Source organism: Nitrosomonas sp. Is35 (assembly GCF_033063295.1).
Taxonomy (GTDB): Bacteria; Pseudomonadota; Gammaproteobacteria; order Burkholderiales; family Nitrosomonadaceae; genus Nitrosomonas.
This window is the reverse complement of the sequence record NZ_JAWJZH010000001.1, coordinates 2894506-2910483: the sequence shown is the minus strand read 5'-3', so window position 1 is coordinate 2910483 and position 15978 is coordinate 2894506. Positions and strand designations below refer to the sequence as shown.

Genomic DNA, 15978 nt, shown 5'->3' with positions numbered 1-15978 from the left:
GAAGCAACCAAATTCATTGTATGCCGACCAGTCATTTCACTATTAAACATTTGGGAGAGCGAAGATGTTACCCCTGGATAATCTGAAAACCCATGTTCCCGATACCGTGCTGGTCCAAATCCCGGATTGCGCCGCCAAGTTTGGTATCGATTCACCCTTGCGTCTGGCGCATTTTCTCGCACAATGCGCCCACGAGAGTGCAGAGTTCAAAGCTTTGGAAGAAAACCTGAATTATTCCGCCGATGGATTGAAAAAAGTATTTTCAAAATACTTTCCCGGCGATCTGGCGGATAGCTATGCCCGCCAACCGGAGAAAATCGCTTCGCGCGTTTATGCCAATCGCATGGGAAACGGGGACGAGGCCAGCAAAGAAGGCTATAAATACCGTGGCCGAGGCTATATTCAACTAACCGGTAAAGATAATTACAGCGCACTTGCCAAGGCGATCGGCGACGATGTAGCCGCCAATCCGGATTGGGTCAAAACCAAATATCCGCTGTTATCCGCGGCGTGGTTCTGGAGTACCAGAGCGCTCAATGATCTGGCCGATCAAGGCGCGAGCGATGACGTGGTAACCAGGATCACCAAGAAAGTGAATGGCGGAACGCTGGGGCTGGATGACCGGATTAACCATTTCAAACAATATTACGCGTTATTGGCTTGAAAACGGTTACGTTAATCGGCGGATTGCTCGGCTTGATTGCCGTGCCCGTTTGGGCCGGGGAATCGCATTGCAGCGCGCAGGAGCAAATCGTCTTTTCTTGCTCGCTCGGCAAGAAAATGGTTTCGGTATGCGCATCGAACGATTTTTCCGCCAATAGCGGTTATCTGCAATACCGTTTCGGATTAAAAGGCGCACCTGAGCTGGTGTTTCCCGGTTTGACGAAAGCCGCCCCGGCTGCGTCGTACGTGCAAGCGCGAACACTGATGTTCGCAGGCGGTGGCGGCGGTTATCTGCGTTTTATCAACGGGCAGCATCACTACATTGTCTATACCGCGATCGGCAAGGGATGGGGCGCGAAGGACGGTGTTGCGGTGGAGAAGAACGGGCAACGGATTGCCAATCTGGAATGCCGGGATGTGCCGGTGTCGAAATTAAGCGAAGAATTTTTCAGCCATGCAAACTTGTCTGCTGACCGGGATGAATTCCAGATTCCGGGATTTGATTAATCCGGCAGAACGCAATTCAGCTTTCAGTTGCCGTGTGCGGCGAGGTTCGCAAAAAATCGAAGGATTGATTATTGACCGCTTTGATGAGCTCCGGCAACGGCATGGCTTTGCCAATGAGGTAGCCTTGAATGACGTCACATCCTAATGTTCGTAGACGCTGATAAGTCGCAAGATCTTCCACGCCTTCGGCAACCACCGACAGATTCAGGCGGTGCGCGAGAGTGATCATGGAATCGACGATACGGTCATGCTTATGGCGGGTTGCCATATGCCGGACAAACACCATATCGATTTTTACTTCATCCAAAGGCAAATCCAACATGCGCGCCATTGATGAATATCCCGTTCCAAAATCGTCCATGGCGAGTTTTATGCCCATGTTTTTAAGCTGATGCAAAGTGTCCAGTGTGCCAGCATGACTGGCCATTACCGCTGTTTCGGTCAGCTCGATGGTGATATCGCCAGCCGGGACATTCCACAAGGCTAAGCCTTGCGCAACCAGTTCCGTGAGTTCCGGATCGCGCAGATCGTCGGCGGAAAAGTTAATCGAAATACCGGCATGTAATCCGGCCTTGCGATATTCAGCACATTCTCTCAACGCGGTGTGGAAAACCCATAAAGTGAGTTTGGGCATGAGCGCGGTTCCTTCCGCGATCTGGATTAATTTATCCGTTCGAATCGGTCCATGATTGGGGTGATTCCAACGCAGCAACGCCTCGGTTGCTTTGATCTTGCCGCTGGGTATATCGATTTGCGGTTGATAACCCAAATGCAATCCGCCTGTTTCGATGGCGTTTCCCAGATCGGACCAAAGATCGATATGAAAAAGCAAGGGGTCTTGCAATTCGGCCACAAAAAGCTTGATCGGCTCTTGCTCCAGTTTTGCCTGACGTACCGCCGAACTGGCGCTGCTCATCAGTTGATCGAGCGTATGGTTGCTTTCATCGGGTAAAGCCACGCCAATGCGCGGAGCAAGGATGATGTTTCTTCTGCCAAATGCAAAAGGCTGTGCCAAAATCCGGATAATTTTATGCGCAGCCAGCATGGCATGCGCATCGGTGAGCAAATCGGCCAGTAAACAGCACAATTGATAGCGTCCGGTTATACCGACCAGATCTCGCGGATTTAAAGCGTTTCTGAGCTGACCGGCGATTTGTTGCAGAATGTCGTCGACGACGGTAAAGCCAAGCACGCCGTCCAATTCCGCCAGCCGCTCAAAGTTGACGATCAGCACCGCGCTGCGTAGACCGCTGGGGTGGGCACTGCCCAATTGGCGGGAAGCGTGTTGCAAGAAATCCTGATAAACAAGTACAGTCATAAATTCACGGCGCCGGTAAGTGCAACAGCTTATAAGTAATATTTTTGGGGATCGATTCCATAAGCACCCTGGGGTAAATCATTGACTATGGCATACTGGATACCGCTCGGGCTTGCTCCAGCGGTTCTTAAGTCCAGGGTCAACGGGGTGCTGTAGGGTTTTTTTCCGGCATCGCAAATGATCATGATGCAAGGAAGAAAGCGTTGTGTGCGATTATGCGTGAGCACGATGGCAATCTCGCCTGTATTGAGCTCAACCAGGCTGCCTACCGGGAACATGCCGACACACTGGGCAAATTGTTCCACCAAAGTATAATTGAGGCCGTTTTGCGCATTTTCCTTGAGCTCCTTCAAGGCTTGGAATGGTTTCATGCCCGGCATGCTGGGCTCTCCCCAGATGATCTCTTCATAGCAATCGACGATAGCCGCCATGCGCGAATAAGCATGTAGTTGATTGGCGTACAAACCGAAAGGGTAGCCATTGCCGTTCTCGCGCTCATGGTGCTGAAGAATAATTTTAATGACTTCTTCCGGTGCATCACTCAGCTGAGAAGCTATCTCTTCTCCATAGGCGATGTGGCGTTTCATCAGCTTGCGCTCATCCGGCGTGAGCGACATGTTTCTTTTGGCTTGAATCGCTTTGGGTAAGCGTAATTTGCCGATATCCATCAGCAATCCGCCCAAACCCAGTATTGCCAGTTCTTTACGCGGCAGACCAAGATGCCGCCCGAACGCCAACAGATGGACCGAGGTCTTGATCGCGCTATCGTAAAGCGCTTTGCCAGTGGTTTTAAGCTGCGCCAGTAAAAGTGCTGCATCGGGGTTACGGATAACGCTTTCACACAATGTGTCGACGACCTCATGAGCCTTCTGCATATCAATCTTGATTTCGTGCTCAAGGTTGAAACTGATATCGTTGAATAAAGTGGAGGCAATGTCATGTGCCTTTACTGCTGCCGGGATTTCTTGTTCAGCCGTGCAAATATCCGCATAGGTTTTAACGCGCCGCAGCACATCCAGCGGTTCGGCTTCTTGCGTTCCTGTTGGCGGCTGGTGCCAGCTTGTAGCGCTGGATGAAGTGCGAGAATCGGCGTGAGGCATGGGTCGCCCTGGAGATTGCTGAAGCAAAGAATCCGGCGCAGTGGTGGCATGCGGCGCGCGTTGTTGCGCAATGAATGGCTCGCTTCTATCCATGTCCACGTAAACATGCGCGCAATAGCGTTTAAGCTCGTCAATGTCATTCTGCGACTGGATCAGAATGCCTTGAATCAGATAAGGTGTTTCAAGCCAGGGGCGATCAAGATCACTGACAAACATTCCCAGTTGTAAGTCACTAACGGAAACTTCGATTGTGCTATTGCTTATCATTCTATGAAGGCTGGCGGGTAGGTAGATAATATTTATCTATCAGAGTTTAATGTTTAATTCCAGGTAAATAAAAATAGAGATCGCGGAAGCTTTCTCATATTTTATTGTTACGACGTATTGGGAGTGTTTCTTAAGTCCGGCAGACTTTACCGTACAGGATTAATAAAGAACTCGCGCATCAGAAATTCTTCCAGCCCCGCGGTATCTTTCTCGCGTGCAGATAACACCACGACACGATGCAGGCGGTGCGATTCCCAGTTGAAATCTTCTTTGTAATGTTCGCGGATCAATTGAATCATGCGGCGGATAATGGCCAGTTCGACATTGCCATCCGGCCCGGCTTCGACGTGAACCGTTTGCAGGCGCGGATTGCTTTGCCCCGTGGTCCAGGCGCGAAATGAGAAATCGGCGGTGCGCGGGCCGATACGGAGAATCTGAAATATGCCGCTGGTGCCGGGGTTTTGCAGATTGCGCCGGATATTGGCCATGCGGATTTCATCCGCGGACAGTTGCTTGGCCGTGGCGGCGGGAGCGGAATCCGGCGTATCGAAAAGCCCTTCCGCGCGGCGGCGTGCTTTGGATTGATTGATGTATTCGGAAAGATCCGACGGCGCATCGGCGGGCGGTTGCGGCGGCGCTTTGGTTTTTGCGACTTCTTTCGCAGGAATGGGCGCTTTCGGTTTTATGGGTTTATCGGCTGCCTTGGGCTTGGTTTGCGGCTTTGCCTGAGCAGGCAGCGGCGGTGATTTGGGCGCGGGCTTGGGTTCTTCGATTTTGGGTTTTTCCGGTTGTGGCGGGGGCGGGCTGGGCGCGGATGCGGGCATCGAACTGGTGGCGTTTTCGTCTTCGCTCAGATCGATAAAACTGGCGGCGATGGGCGGCGGTGTGTCAATTTCCACCTCCGGCATGGACAGAAAAAATCCCAAACCCCAGATAATCAGTACCCAGACGAGCGCAGCCAGCGGCAACGGCCACCATAGGCGAATTTCTCTCGATCGGGAGCTGGCCATGCTTTGTACGTTATTTGTGTTTCACTGCAATCAGAAAATGCTGGGCACCGGCGGCGCGGGCTCGCAGCATGGCTTGCACGACGATACCCTGGGGCGCTTCGTTATCCGCCGACACAATCAATTTTTGCTTGGAGTCTGCCAGCAGCGGTTTGAGCGTGTTGGCCAGTGTATCCAGTGTAACCGCAGTCTGATTGATATAGATTTTGCCGTCTTTGGTCAGTGTCAATGTAGCCGGTTTTTCCGCGCTGAGCTTTTCCGCCTGGCCTTCGGGCAGGTCGACCTGCAATGAATCCAGATTTTGCATCGATAACGAAGCCAGCATGAATGTCGCCAGCAAGAAAAACATCACGTCGATCATCGGGATGATCTCGATTCTGCCTTTCTGAACCGTGCGCGATTTACGGAGCTTCATTGCTAGTGCTCTGTTGATCCAGACGGATGTTGTCGATCAGCCGCGTACCCAGGCGTTCCATTTCATCCATCGTCAGCGATTGCAAGCGGGAAAAGTAATTGAAACCGAACAACGCTACCAGCGCAATCGCCAACCCAACCACGGTCGCAATCAGCGCTTCCGCCACACCGCCGGTAACCGCTGTGGGATTCACCACGCCTTCGCTGCCGATCACCTGGAAGGCGCGCATCATACCGACCACGGTACCGACCAGCCCCAGCAGCGGCGCGGCGGTGACGATGGTTTCCAAAGCCCAGAGACGGCGCGCCAGCGCTTCCTCGATAATCTGCGCTTCATCGGCGGCACGCGATTCCGTCCACCAGGCCGGTTGATGCCGGTTGGAAATCACGACCTCGAAAAAACGCTTGTAATAGTGGCGGCTGTCCAATCCGGAAAGTATTTTTTCCAGATCATTCCATTTGAACCCATAGGTTTCCACCAGGTTTAGCAAATCGCTGGATAACCGTGCGTAGCGCCAGTAGATAAACGCTTTCTCGAACATGATTGCCAGCGCGACAATCGCCAGTAAAGCCAGCGGAACGATAATGATCCCGCCAAGCTTCAACATGACCCAGGCTTGATTCAACTCTTCCATTATATTTAACTCCAGATTAATGCTATTCATAACGCGGTAGACTTCCAGTACCCGGCGGATTTAATGCACACAAGCAATTCTTGCAGTCAGTCAAACGATGCAAAATGTCCGCACAAAATAAATTCTCATTGCTGCCATGACGAGGCTGACTGGATGCTAAGAATAGTTGAAAACACCCACAGTGGAAACTATTTAGTGGCAAAATGACCGGCATTTATTGCTTTCTGCAACAAAGAAGAAGCCCCGGTGGGAATGACCTGCGGCGTGGGGATTCTGGGGGAGAAGAAAATAAAATTGCACAATCAATTATAGCGATTAATCATGAAAAAATGTGTATTGGTACTTGTTTTACTGCTAGCTGCGCTACCCGTGCAGGCCAAATGGGTGAGCGTGGATATTGCCGGGAAATCCGGTGAAACGCACTATTTTGATCCCGGAACTCTGCGGAAAGACGGTCAATTCAGGAAGATCTGGGTGTTGTCCAGTTACGCTGAGAAGCAAAAAGGCGGGCATCATGCGGTGAAAACTTTGTACGAATTCGACTGCACCCGCCACAAAGCCCGTTCAATCACGATGTTGCTGTACCCGGATAAAGAAGCCACCGGCATGGTGATCGGCGCACACCACGAAGAATCCCTGGATTGGTTTAGCTTTTCAGCGAATTCGATGTTCCGGCATATTGAGGAAACGGTTTGCATAGATTGAATCCACCGGCTGATATTTCGCGGTGTGGGGGAATTTGAAACAAATGTTAATTCAGTGATTATTCATGGAGTAACCGCCGATGGTCATTTTGCTGAAACGTGCGTATGAACCGCCCGGGCCGGATGATGGATTCCGGGTTTTGGTAGACCGGCTTTGGCCGCGGGGAGTCTCCAAGGATTCGGCGCGCATTGATTTGTGGCTCAAGGATATCGCCCCCAGTACATCCCTACGGAAGTGGTTTGATCACGATCCAGCAAAATGGAGCGAATTTAGCGATCGTTACTTTTCAGAGCTGCGCCATAATGCTGAAGCAGTGGAACAACTCGCGGAGCATGTGCGTCGTGGACCGGTTACACTCGTGTACGGTGCGAAGGACAAGGAGCATAGCCATGCGCTGGTACTCAAAGCGCATCTCGAGGGCTTAACGTAACGTCGCTAAGCAATTCCATTAGCTTGTTGAAGCCGGGTTAATCGATGGTTAGCAAAGCCACCCATCCCACCTCGCATTCCCCTGCTTCCGCCGCCACATAAGCCGATTGTTCGCTGATGGTGACGGAGATATCCATCGTGCGTTGCACCAACTTGGCCAATGCTTGAATATCCGGTGATTGAAGTTGGTAAATGGACGCAGTCAGTTCGTTGAATTTTGCTTGTTCCTGCATCCACCAGATGTTCGATTTGGAATTAAAGCTATACACCTTGACGGTTTGCGCGATCCGGGTGGCTTTTTTGATGCGCTCGGGGGCGGGTTCGCCGACGTCGATCCAGAGCGCAATCCGGCCATCCGGAGTGTGCGCCCAGAGATCGGGTTCTTCGGCGCTGCTCAGTCCTTTGGTGAAAGTCAGCCATTCCTGCGCATTAAGGCAGTATGCGAGCATGCGCGCCATCATCCGTTCCAGCGTTTCGGACGGATGCTGCGCGATGGTCAGGTTGAGTGTGTCGTAATACTGGCGGTTGAGGTCGGTCAGCGCGATTTTGAATTTATAAATGGTCGGTTTCAGTGCCACAGATACCCCATTGGACTCTTTAAGCGAGTGGCCGGTGTCATTTATTTTCCATCGTGCTGATGAACGCATTCGCTTCATTGATGGATTTTTCCATCGAAGCGATCAAAACCGAAACATCCGATTTGATGTTGCCCAATTCGCCTTTGAGCGAAGCGATCGCGCGTGCATTGAGGTTGTGCTTGAGGTACATGACCTGATCGTGAAACACCGTGAGGATGGGTTCGATTTTGGCTTCTGCCTGTTTCATCGATGCGATCAGCTGGCGGTAGTGCACTTGGGTGGCGTCGAGTTTTTTCTGGCTGTTTTGCCGCAGCGATGCATTACTGTATTGCGTGATCTCTTGCTTCCATTCGGTAAACAGCGCCTCCGAGACGCTTTCGATATCGGCGATGCGGCTTCTGACTTCTTCCGCCTTACCGGCGCTGGCTTCATAAGCATCGTTCAGTTTTTTGTAGGTGGCTTCCAGATCGCCGCCTTGGAAATTCGTCGCGGCGGTGAATTGTTCCAGGGCGGACTTGAACTGTTCCTTGGTTTCTTGCTGCGTGTCGCGCGCTTTCTCAACGCGGTAGACCATCACGTCGCGTTTGGGAATGCCGACTTTTTCCAGGCCTTCGAGATACATCGTGGTGCAAGCGCTCAGCATCAACAATACCGGCAGGCTAAATAAGCGAATGACAGGATTCATGCGTGTCTCCAATGAAAGTTTATGTTAATCAGATGATGTTCGTCAGCGCAATACGCCGCGCCGTAATAATTGCCGGGCTACTTTCAAGCCCCATAAAATAGGGTGGCGGCGCAGCAGCGGTGTTACTTCCACGCGCACACCGGTGTGCCGCTCGATTTTCCAGGCGGCGTAGTCGACGCTATTGCTGAAGGTCAGCGTAGCTTTGGCCAAGCGCAGGATCGACAGGACTCTGCCCTGCCAGCGGCGCAGCCGCCAGCGCAACAATGCTTGCCGTTGACTGACCGGACGGGTCAGGCAGCGGTACTGCCCGTTTCCCTGTTTTTCCAGGATTTCTGTCAATAGCGGACTGGCGGCGGCTGTCAGGCGGGTAAATGCATCCCGGTTGGCTTGTGCCAGATGACGCGCGCGCGATTCATTTTCGGCGCGCAATTCAGCGGCGTAGGTGAGGATCAGGCAACGAGTCCAGATTTCCTCGACATCCAGGGTGTCGGCTTCCAGCGCGGGCACGCCGGATTTTAAAAAGGTAATGACGGAATGCGCCAATGCGGCATAAATACGCTGCCGCACCGCATCATTGCGCGTATACAGCAGCCGTGACGGTTGCGCAAAGCGCGCCCAGATGTAGGAATGAAACCAGAACTGCGCGCCGCGCGCAAAATCGGCGGTGGAAATGACGGCGTATTTTGCGCGCAATGTTTTTTCCTGATGCGGCACTTCCAGATAAAATACATTCGGCGCCAGCCAGGCATTGAGGGTGGCCAAATAGCGCTCCGGATACGCTTTGTGATAGCTGTCGACGACGACATACAGATCGACGATGCCTTCTTCTAAGCTCACGGCGGAGTGCAGGCAGGAGCCATAGAGAATTACGGCATCGAGCGACTCGCCAAAGCGCATGATAAGCGCATCCACCAAAGGGGCGAAATCGGCGGAAACCGCTTTTTTGCTTTCCGCCGCAACTTCATCGATCAATTCGGCGGGCAGTTGCGCAGTGGCTGAGAGTAAAGGGTTGGTCATGGCGATATCCTATAGCTATAGCACGAGAAATGTCACGGGATCGGTAGCGGTAATGTTGATTGGCGCTTGCGGATTAACCGACCGGTACAATTCACCGTCGACAATATATTCGTCGTCCATGTGCACCGATAAGGAGCCGGTATTGTGGCTGTAGTAGCCGTCTTTTTCCTGTAGCACCGCGCCGCCACCCGATAATATCGGCCATACCGAGCGCCACAGACGCTTATGTTGCTGATCGACCAATGTCACATGCAACGGCGCCGGTTCTGTTCCCCAGTACGGGCGGATATTCAATAACAGGCAATCCAGCGCGCTGACCAATGCAAACAGATAAGTGCCCTGGTGAATCCGTCTGCTGGCTTCCGTCAGGGTCATGTTGACCGGCGCCCATTCGCTTTGCTGACGGCCCAGAATCATGTTGGCGAGCATGCCGATCAACGATCGCAGCATGATCATCGCGGTGAAAATGCCGCCGGTGATACCGATTTGCTTGACCGGGCTGCGTGAAAATTTTACGCCGCGCGCGACCAATCCGACAGCGAAGAACATGCCATAAATCGGACTCATGCCAGCCTGTTCGATCCGCAATACCGGGCGTTGCACCAGTTTTGGTGCGGATGGTCTGCGCAAATAGGTGTGCAAGCGGCGGATGATTTGTTCGGGTTTGCCGCGCACGCCCAGGTCCAGCGGCGTCATATTCGTGGTACCGCCCGGTATGATCGTGATGAGCGGCCAGTCAGCGGGGGCTCGTGCTGCGAATAAATGGCTGAAGATGGCGTGCGTGGTGCCGTCACCGGCTACGATCACCAGTAAGTCGATATCCGCCTGAAGCAATTGATCAATCGCGCTCTTGAAAGTAATCGCATCACTGGCTTCGCACACCAGCATGCCGGGTATGTCGTCCAACGCTTGCCGGATCGCCGGTTTGCGCTTACGTACCTGACCGCCCATGGGGTTGAGCAAACAACCGGTTCTGGCTGTTCCGCTTTTCAGACGGTCAATCCGCGCTTGTAACGTCATCAGGTATTGTTATGAAATGTAGCTGTTACGAAAGCGGAAACGGTTTTCTAAGATCGATCGGGGCGCGCGTGAAAATTTTCACTGCCCATTGTTCGCGATCACGCGCCGGATCGATATCCTGCAACCAGGAACGCAACGAGCCTTCCTTTTGTTTGGTTTGCCAGCCATCGGCCAAGCGCCAGAGCAGAATGCCGGTTGAAGCCAGGTGCCACAGCACCACTAAGAGCAATCCGATGTCCGGGCGGCCGCTTAACCAGCCATACGTGAGCAAAATCAGGTTCGGATTGCGCCGGGCCGTGATCAAGCGGTTGAAAGAATCCATTTTGCGCCAGATGAACATGTCGAAGTGCGCCAGCCAGAACTGGAATGCGCCTTCGCACAACCGTCCGCCGACATATCCCAAAAACATCAGTCCCATTAGAATTCCCAAAGGAGCCAGCGGCGTCGCTGTGCCTTCCAGACCCAATCCCCAAGCCAGATACCACAGCGGTGGGTGAATGATATCCAAGCCGTGGTCCAAGACATCACCGAAGCGGCTGGATGTCACCGTGACGCGTGCCAGTTTTCCATCCACCGTATCGAGAAAGGTCATGAACCAGCCCATCAGTAATCCGATACCGAAGAATCCCCCCCAGAACGCCAATCCCGCCAGCACGGCAAACACCACGCTGAGATAGGTCACGTGATTGGGTGACCAGCCGTGGCGCACGCAAAAATGCGTGGTCCAAAATGCCGGTACTGGCCAGACCCATTTGGTGACCAGATCGGTGACGCCTTTATACGATCCGGAAAACAGCTCTTGTTCCAGTAACGGACGGTTGGCTTCGCTGACCGGCAGAATGTACGGCGGATCTTTCTTTTTTAGATTCTGCTGGTAATCGATATGCAGATCTTTTAATCCAACGCGCGGGATCGTCAGCAGCGCGAATTTATAGTTCTGATCCTTGTTGTTATTGAGATTGCGCAACAATTGCGGCGCATAATTGCCGTCGGTGCGGATCGCCGCGGGGCAGCCTTCGTCGCTATACAAGGCGATTTTCTTATCCATGCCGAGCAATGCGCTAAGCACCCGGGCATCGAATAGAAAATTGGAATTCAGGAATAGGGCGGTAGCGGTAACGGGAATTTTTTCAACGTCATCGGTCAGTATGATGTCCTTATGCGTTTGCAGCATGCGCCGCAAGCGCTCGCGTCCGGTCAATCCCCAGATGGTTATTTCACTTTCACCGAAAAAATAGATATAAGTTGCAGTCGACATGTGTGATGGAGAATTAGGATTATTCAAGTGCAACACGTTACGCCAAACTATGAGATTTTAGATGTTTTGCGGTAACAATAACAGCAGTTAATACACGGCTGTTAAGAAGTCCGGCGTAACCAGAGCATGGCCAGACTGATCAACGCCAATCCCGGCGCCAGAGCGACGAGCGCGGGGTTCAAGCGCAGGATCAGACCGGCATTGGCGATAATTTGATCGAGCAAGTAAACCGCAAGGCCGATCAGCGCGGCGAGAATGAGCTTATTGCTCAGCCCGGAACGGATCGATCCGAACACCAGCGGAACCGATAGTAGCAGCATGGCCACCGTCATTATCGCGCCGCCCGCCTTGCGCCACAGCGCCAGGGCGTAGGAATCGGCTTCCTGGCCGGTGCTGCGTAGAAATTCCACATGCCGTACCAATTCCAGCGGCGACAAGCTTTCCGGCGGCTTGGTCAATGTTGCAATATCTTCCGGATTGACGAAGGAAGGCCATCGGATCGAACTGGCATGATTCACCGAGATCCGGCCGTCGTCGTGGAATGTTCTGATTACTGCATTGCTGAGTTCCCAGACTTGATCTTCCACAATGTCGGCATATTCAGCAACGGTATGCGAGAGCAGGCGATCTTCCGCGTTCAGATGCAGAATCTCGATATCGGCCGCGCGTTTGTTGTGCACGATCATGCCGATGCGCAGAATGTTATGCTCGTTGCGCGTCCAGATCCCCAGGTTCTTGCCTAGTTCCGCGCTTTGTTCCAGCGCGATGGCGCGATTGGTGATGGCTTTTTGTTGCAGTTGCGGCGCGACAAATTGTTCCAGGATGGCGACAAGCAACAGTAGCGCAATACCAACGCTCAACGGCGCGAAGCTGATCTGCAACGGGGAAACGCCGGCAATCCGCATGGCGATCAATTCCGAATTGACCGCTAGTTTTCCCAACGCAACCACCGTGCCGAGAGATGCGATAAAAGGTGCGATCTGAATAAACCGGCGCGGCAATATCATGGCTGTGTAGAGGAACGCGTCTTGGGCGCGGTAAGTTCCTCTACCCACGTCATCCAGTTGATCCAATAGGTCGAAGAAACTGAATAATGGCAGCAGGACGGCGGTGGACATCACGAAGCCGATCAGGACCTGGTAGGCAATGTAGCGATAAATAATCATTGCGGGCGCGCGAAGAGCTGTTTTTTGTTTGATAACAATGCGTACATACCGAGTCCTGTCAGCATTAGCAGATCCAGCCACCAGACACCCGGTATGCTGCCGACCACACTTTGTTCAACCCAGGATCTGGCCAATCCGCTGAGATTGTAATAGGCGGCGAAAACCAGGGCGGCGGCGATGTAGGTTCGCTCGGTTTTATCCTGGCGCGGCGAGATACGAATGAATGTCACCGCGATCAAAGCCATTAGAATCGCCGAGAGCGGGCGGGAAAGCCGCCATTGCAGTTCCGCGATGTCACGCGGCTGCGTGGATTCCCATAAGGTGCGAGTGGCGGCTGCCTTGCGCCGGTAATTCAGCACATAGTCGTTGTCGATGAAATAAGTCATCTTCTCGAACTGTATGACATCGTCGATATTGGCTGTTTTACTCAACTCGTACACTACGCCGTCGGATAACAGAATGTGCGGTCTTTCTTCCTTAGTTGCCGGTTGAATCTGACGGGCCTGCTTGGCAATGACAATTTCGCTGCCTTCTTTTTTCTTGATGTAGTGAAAAATATTCTGCATTTCCTTGTCAGCGTCGTTTTTGCTGCGCACATACACAACCCGGCCGGTTTTTTCACTGCCATAAAAACGCCCGGCTTGGAAACGATTGGTGTTGAGTTCCGCTTCCGCTTGCGCATCGAGCATATAGCTTTCGGCATAGGCCCACGGGCGCACATACGATGACAGCATGCCGCTGATAAGGCCAACCGGTATTGCTACCGTCAATACCGTGAGTACAATGCGCGTGCCGCTGACCCCCATCGTGCGGATGATGTTGAGTTCCTGATCTTTGCTGAGCCTGCCGAGGCCGATGATGACCGAAATATAGAGGGCAATGGGGATTAATACTTCCAGCGCGATCAGCGTTTTTAAGAATACCAGCTTGAGCAGCGCGGAAACGCCCAAGGTTTCCGTTACGGCGCCTGCTAACAGCCGGGCGCTGATGAAACTGGCGAATAGACCGACCAAAACAAGGATAACTACCGTGAAAGGCAGTGATATTTCGCGCGCGATATACCGTTCAATTAATTTCATACATCGGTTTGATCAGTTATTGACTGACAATAAGGCGAATATCATCGGGAATACAGGTGAATATTGTTCAAGATGGATCAGTGCTGCCTTCGGAACCGGTTTTCCGGCCGAGGATTGCTTCCGCCAGCATTAAATCTTCAACCTTGTCGACATCGATACCGGCGCGAGGATCGTCCAGCATAACCAGCTGGATGTTGACCCCGGATTTTTCCGATACCGCAGCTAAAGCGCGTTGCGATGTGAGCAGTCCAAAGACATATAACAATACTGCGTTGAATCCCAACACCTGTCCGATCAACCGCCACGGACGTTTGCGCAAATCTTCGGCTTGCTGCCAGAATCCGACCAGTGCGCGCCCTTGCGGGTTGAATGCATACAGATTGCAGCCGCGGAATCCGCCATCGCGCAAACGGATAATGGTGCGCTTGCAACCGGGGAATGCATCGGCGATGGCTTGCCCGCTGACGGCGCCTACCGCGGCATCGCACTGCATGGTCAGGGCATTCTGTAAAAAACTGCGCACGATGCCGGGAGTGAGTAAGGCATGATCGGCCGTGGTTAATAATACCGGTGTGTCGAGCGGTATGTGGCTGAGGCCGCGATCAGCGCTGCGGCTGGGAGAATCCAGATTCGGCAGCCAGGTCACCTGCCCGGAAGCGATACGCTGCTTTAATTCCGGGCAGCGATCGTGCAGCGATTCGGGAGGCCCGCACAAGATGACGCTGGAGATCAGATCGCAAGCCTTCAATGTATCCAAAACGCGAATAATCATCGGTACCCCGCCCACCGGTGCGAAAGCCTTGCAGGCCGAGCCGGTATGCAACGTAATGGGATCTTTGCCGGTGCGGTCGGCAGCTAGAACCACCGCGGCGAACCGCTGCGCTGCCGGATGGGATTCAGCGCTCATAGTGTTTTTCCATAAATACGGTAGCGCTTGTATTGTTCGCTGCCAATGCTGTCGAGGATGCCGCGCATCGCCATGTTATCTTCCAATATCCAGGACATCTCAACTTCCTTGACACCCCGCTTCATGCCTACTTGACGGGGCGCATCGATGACCAGGCAGGCCAGCGCCAAACCGACCGGAGTATTATGATATTTTTTTCGCACTCCCATCAGCGGAATGCGCCCAGTGTGGATTTGGTGGTTGCGGACTTTATTGATTAGTTTCAGCCAGCCGAACGGAAACAGACTGCCGTTGAGTTCGATCAACACTTCGTTGAGGTTGGGCAGTGCGACCATAAATGCCGCCGGTTCGCCGTTGACCTCGGCGATTTGAATATAGTCGTCGGGCAATAACAGCCGTAGGCTGCTGCCCAGTTCAGCAAATTCTTCACGCGTAAATGGGATAAAACCCCAATTTTCCGACCAGGCATCGTTAAAGATGTCGCGCAGCGTCTCCATTTCCTGATCGAATCGATCGCGTTGTAATGTGCGTAATTTGATTTTCGGCGAGAACCGGTTAATTACTGCTTGCATGACACGCGGTATTTCAAAATCGACTTTGACTTTGTAAGCCAATAAATCCTTTTGCGGAAGATAGCCTTGTGCTTCGAGTAAACGGCTATACCAGCGCGGCGAATGCGGCATCATGACCACTGGCGGCGTATCGAATCCTTCGACCAGAATGCCGCATTCCTGGTTGATCGACAGGTTAAACGGGCCGCTGACCCGGCGGATTTCCCGTGAAGCGAGCCAGGCTTCCGCGTGCAGCAGTAACGCAGCGAAAACTTCCGCATCGTCGATACATTCCAGCAGGCCGAAGTGGCCGCTGTCGGCGCCATAGCGTTCCTGATGCAGCGAATCGATTTGCGCGCTGATGCGCCCAACCGGCTGACCGTTTTGAAAGGCGACCCAGGCTTGCCATTCGCCATGCTTAAAATAGGGATTGAAGCGGGAAAAATGAAAACGCCGCTCCAGACGTAGCGGCGGCACCCACATCGGGTCGTTCGCATAGACATGCCACGGCACCTCGATAAACTTACCCATATCGCGGTAAGACATGACCGGGCGCACCGTTACTCTGGGATTGACCGGCTTATCGTGTTGAGTCATGGCAGGTGAACGGTGTCGTTTTAATGATAGTGCCGCGAAAAAGAATTATAAGTTTATGCCGATTTGCTGTTTTGT

At 52.9% G+C, this 15978-nt stretch carries 18 protein-coding genes; 4 read left to right on the top strand and 14 right to left on the bottom strand.

Features of this window, described 5'->3' with window-relative positions; genetic code table 11:
- Positions 1 to 64 precede the first annotated feature (64 nt).
- Both R2083_RS13585 and R2083_RS13580 read left to right on the top strand, forming a co-directional pair.
- Positions 65 to 664 carry a glycoside hydrolase family 19 protein gene (locus tag R2083_RS13585; protein WP_317538752.1) on the top strand — a complete coding sequence of 200 codons (600 nt, stop codon included), beginning with the start codon at positions 65 to 67 and terminating at the stop codon, positions 662 to 664.
- Positions 661 to 1170, top strand: a complete 510-nt coding sequence (locus R2083_RS13580; RefSeq protein ID WP_317538751.1) for a hypothetical protein — start codon at positions 661 to 663, stop codon at positions 1168 to 1170. The genes R2083_RS13585 and R2083_RS13580 overlap by 4 nt, the downstream gene beginning before the upstream one ends.
- A gap of 16 nt (positions 1171 to 1186) precedes the next feature.
- Here R2083_RS13580 and R2083_RS13575 read toward each other — a convergent pair whose 3' ends face one another.
- The 5 genes from R2083_RS13575 to R2083_RS13555 form a co-directional block, all read right to left on the bottom strand.
- The gene (locus R2083_RS13575; RefSeq protein WP_317538750.1) at positions 1187 to 2488 is read right to left on the bottom strand and encodes a GGDEF domain-containing phosphodiesterase; all 1302 of its coding nucleotides are present in this window, start codon (positions 2486 to 2488) and stop codon (positions 1187 to 1189) included.
- Positions 2489 to 2517: 29 nt separating this feature from the next.
- Positions 2518 to 3855, bottom strand: a complete 1338-nt coding sequence (locus R2083_RS13570) for an HD-GYP domain-containing protein (protein WP_317531771.1) — start codon at positions 3853 to 3855, stop codon at positions 2518 to 2520.
- A 146-nt stretch (positions 3856 to 4001) separates the two neighbouring features.
- Positions 4002 to 4865 (bottom strand): hypothetical protein, encoded by an 864-nt coding sequence (locus tag R2083_RS13565; RefSeq protein ID WP_317531770.1) that lies wholly within the window; start codon positions 4863 to 4865, stop codon positions 4002 to 4004.
- Positions 4866 to 4875: 10 nt separating this feature from the next.
- Positions 4876 to 5277, bottom strand: coding sequence for a biopolymer transporter ExbD (locus R2083_RS13560; protein WP_317531769.1), 402 nt, complete (start codon positions 5275 to 5277; stop codon positions 4876 to 4878).
- Complete coding sequence (locus tag R2083_RS13555) at positions 5264 to 5911, bottom strand: MotA/TolQ/ExbB proton channel family protein (RefSeq protein ID WP_317531768.1); 648 nt, start codon at positions 5909 to 5911, stop codon at positions 5264 to 5266. The genes R2083_RS13560 and R2083_RS13555 overlap by 14 nt, the downstream gene beginning before the upstream one ends.
- Positions 5912 to 6232: 321 nt before the next feature.
- Between R2083_RS13555 and R2083_RS13550 the strand changes: the two genes are divergently transcribed.
- Positions 6233 to 6616: a surface-adhesin E family protein gene (locus R2083_RS13550; RefSeq protein ID WP_317531767.1), complete on the top strand. Its 384-nt coding sequence runs from the start codon at positions 6233 to 6235 to the stop codon at positions 6614 to 6616.
- 79 nt (positions 6617 to 6695) lie between these two features.
- A complete protein-coding gene (locus R2083_RS13545) occupies positions 6696 to 7046 on the top strand; it encodes a DUF488 domain-containing protein (protein WP_317538749.1) in 351 nt (116 codons plus the stop codon).
- Positions 7047 to 7083: 37 nt separating this feature from the next.
- Here R2083_RS13545 and R2083_RS13540 read toward each other — a convergent pair whose 3' ends face one another.
- From R2083_RS13540 to R2083_RS13500, 9 genes are all read right to left on the bottom strand, one after another.
- Positions 7084 to 7623: a YaeQ family protein gene (locus R2083_RS13540; RefSeq protein WP_317538748.1), complete on the bottom strand. Its 540-nt coding sequence runs from the start codon at positions 7621 to 7623 to the stop codon at positions 7084 to 7086.
- 37 nt (positions 7624 to 7660) lie between these two features.
- Positions 7661 to 8308 (bottom strand): DUF2959 domain-containing protein, encoded by a 648-nt coding sequence (locus R2083_RS13535; RefSeq protein ID WP_132424047.1) that lies wholly within the window; start codon positions 8306 to 8308, stop codon positions 7661 to 7663.
- A gap of 42 nt (positions 8309 to 8350) precedes the next feature.
- On the bottom strand, positions 8351 to 9325 hold the full coding sequence (locus R2083_RS13530) for a hypothetical protein (protein ID WP_317538747.1): 975 nt from the start codon (positions 9323 to 9325) through the stop codon (positions 8351 to 8353).
- A 15-nt stretch (positions 9326 to 9340) separates the two neighbouring features.
- Positions 9341 to 10345, bottom strand: coding sequence for a diacylglycerol kinase family protein (locus tag R2083_RS13525; RefSeq protein ID WP_317538746.1), 1005 nt, complete (start codon positions 10343 to 10345; stop codon positions 9341 to 9343).
- A gap of 25 nt (positions 10346 to 10370) precedes the next feature.
- Positions 10371 to 11603, bottom strand: a complete 1233-nt coding sequence (locus tag R2083_RS13520; protein WP_317538745.1) for a CDP-alcohol phosphatidyltransferase family protein — start codon at positions 11601 to 11603, stop codon at positions 10371 to 10373.
- 101 nt (positions 11604 to 11704) lie between these two features.
- The gene (gene lptG / locus R2083_RS13515) at positions 11705 to 12769 is read right to left on the bottom strand and encodes an LPS export ABC transporter permease LptG (protein WP_317538744.1); all 1065 of its coding nucleotides are present in this window, start codon (positions 12767 to 12769) and stop codon (positions 11705 to 11707) included.
- Positions 12766 to 13848 carry an LPS export ABC transporter permease LptF gene (gene lptF / locus R2083_RS13510; protein ID WP_317538743.1) on the bottom strand — a complete coding sequence of 361 codons (1083 nt, stop codon included), beginning with the start codon at positions 13846 to 13848 and terminating at the stop codon, positions 12766 to 12768. Before lptF ends, lptG begins: the two co-directional genes overlap by 4 nt.
- A 67-nt stretch (positions 13849 to 13915) precedes the next feature.
- Complete coding sequence (locus R2083_RS13505) at positions 13916 to 14755, bottom strand: nucleotidyltransferase family protein (RefSeq protein WP_317538742.1); 840 nt, start codon at positions 14753 to 14755, stop codon at positions 13916 to 13918.
- Complete coding sequence (locus tag R2083_RS13500) at positions 14752 to 15903, bottom strand: N-acetyltransferase (protein WP_317538741.1); 1152 nt, start codon at positions 15901 to 15903, stop codon at positions 14752 to 14754. Before R2083_RS13500 ends, R2083_RS13505 begins: the two co-directional genes overlap by 4 nt.
- Between the last annotated feature and the right edge of the window lie 75 nt (positions 15904 to 15978).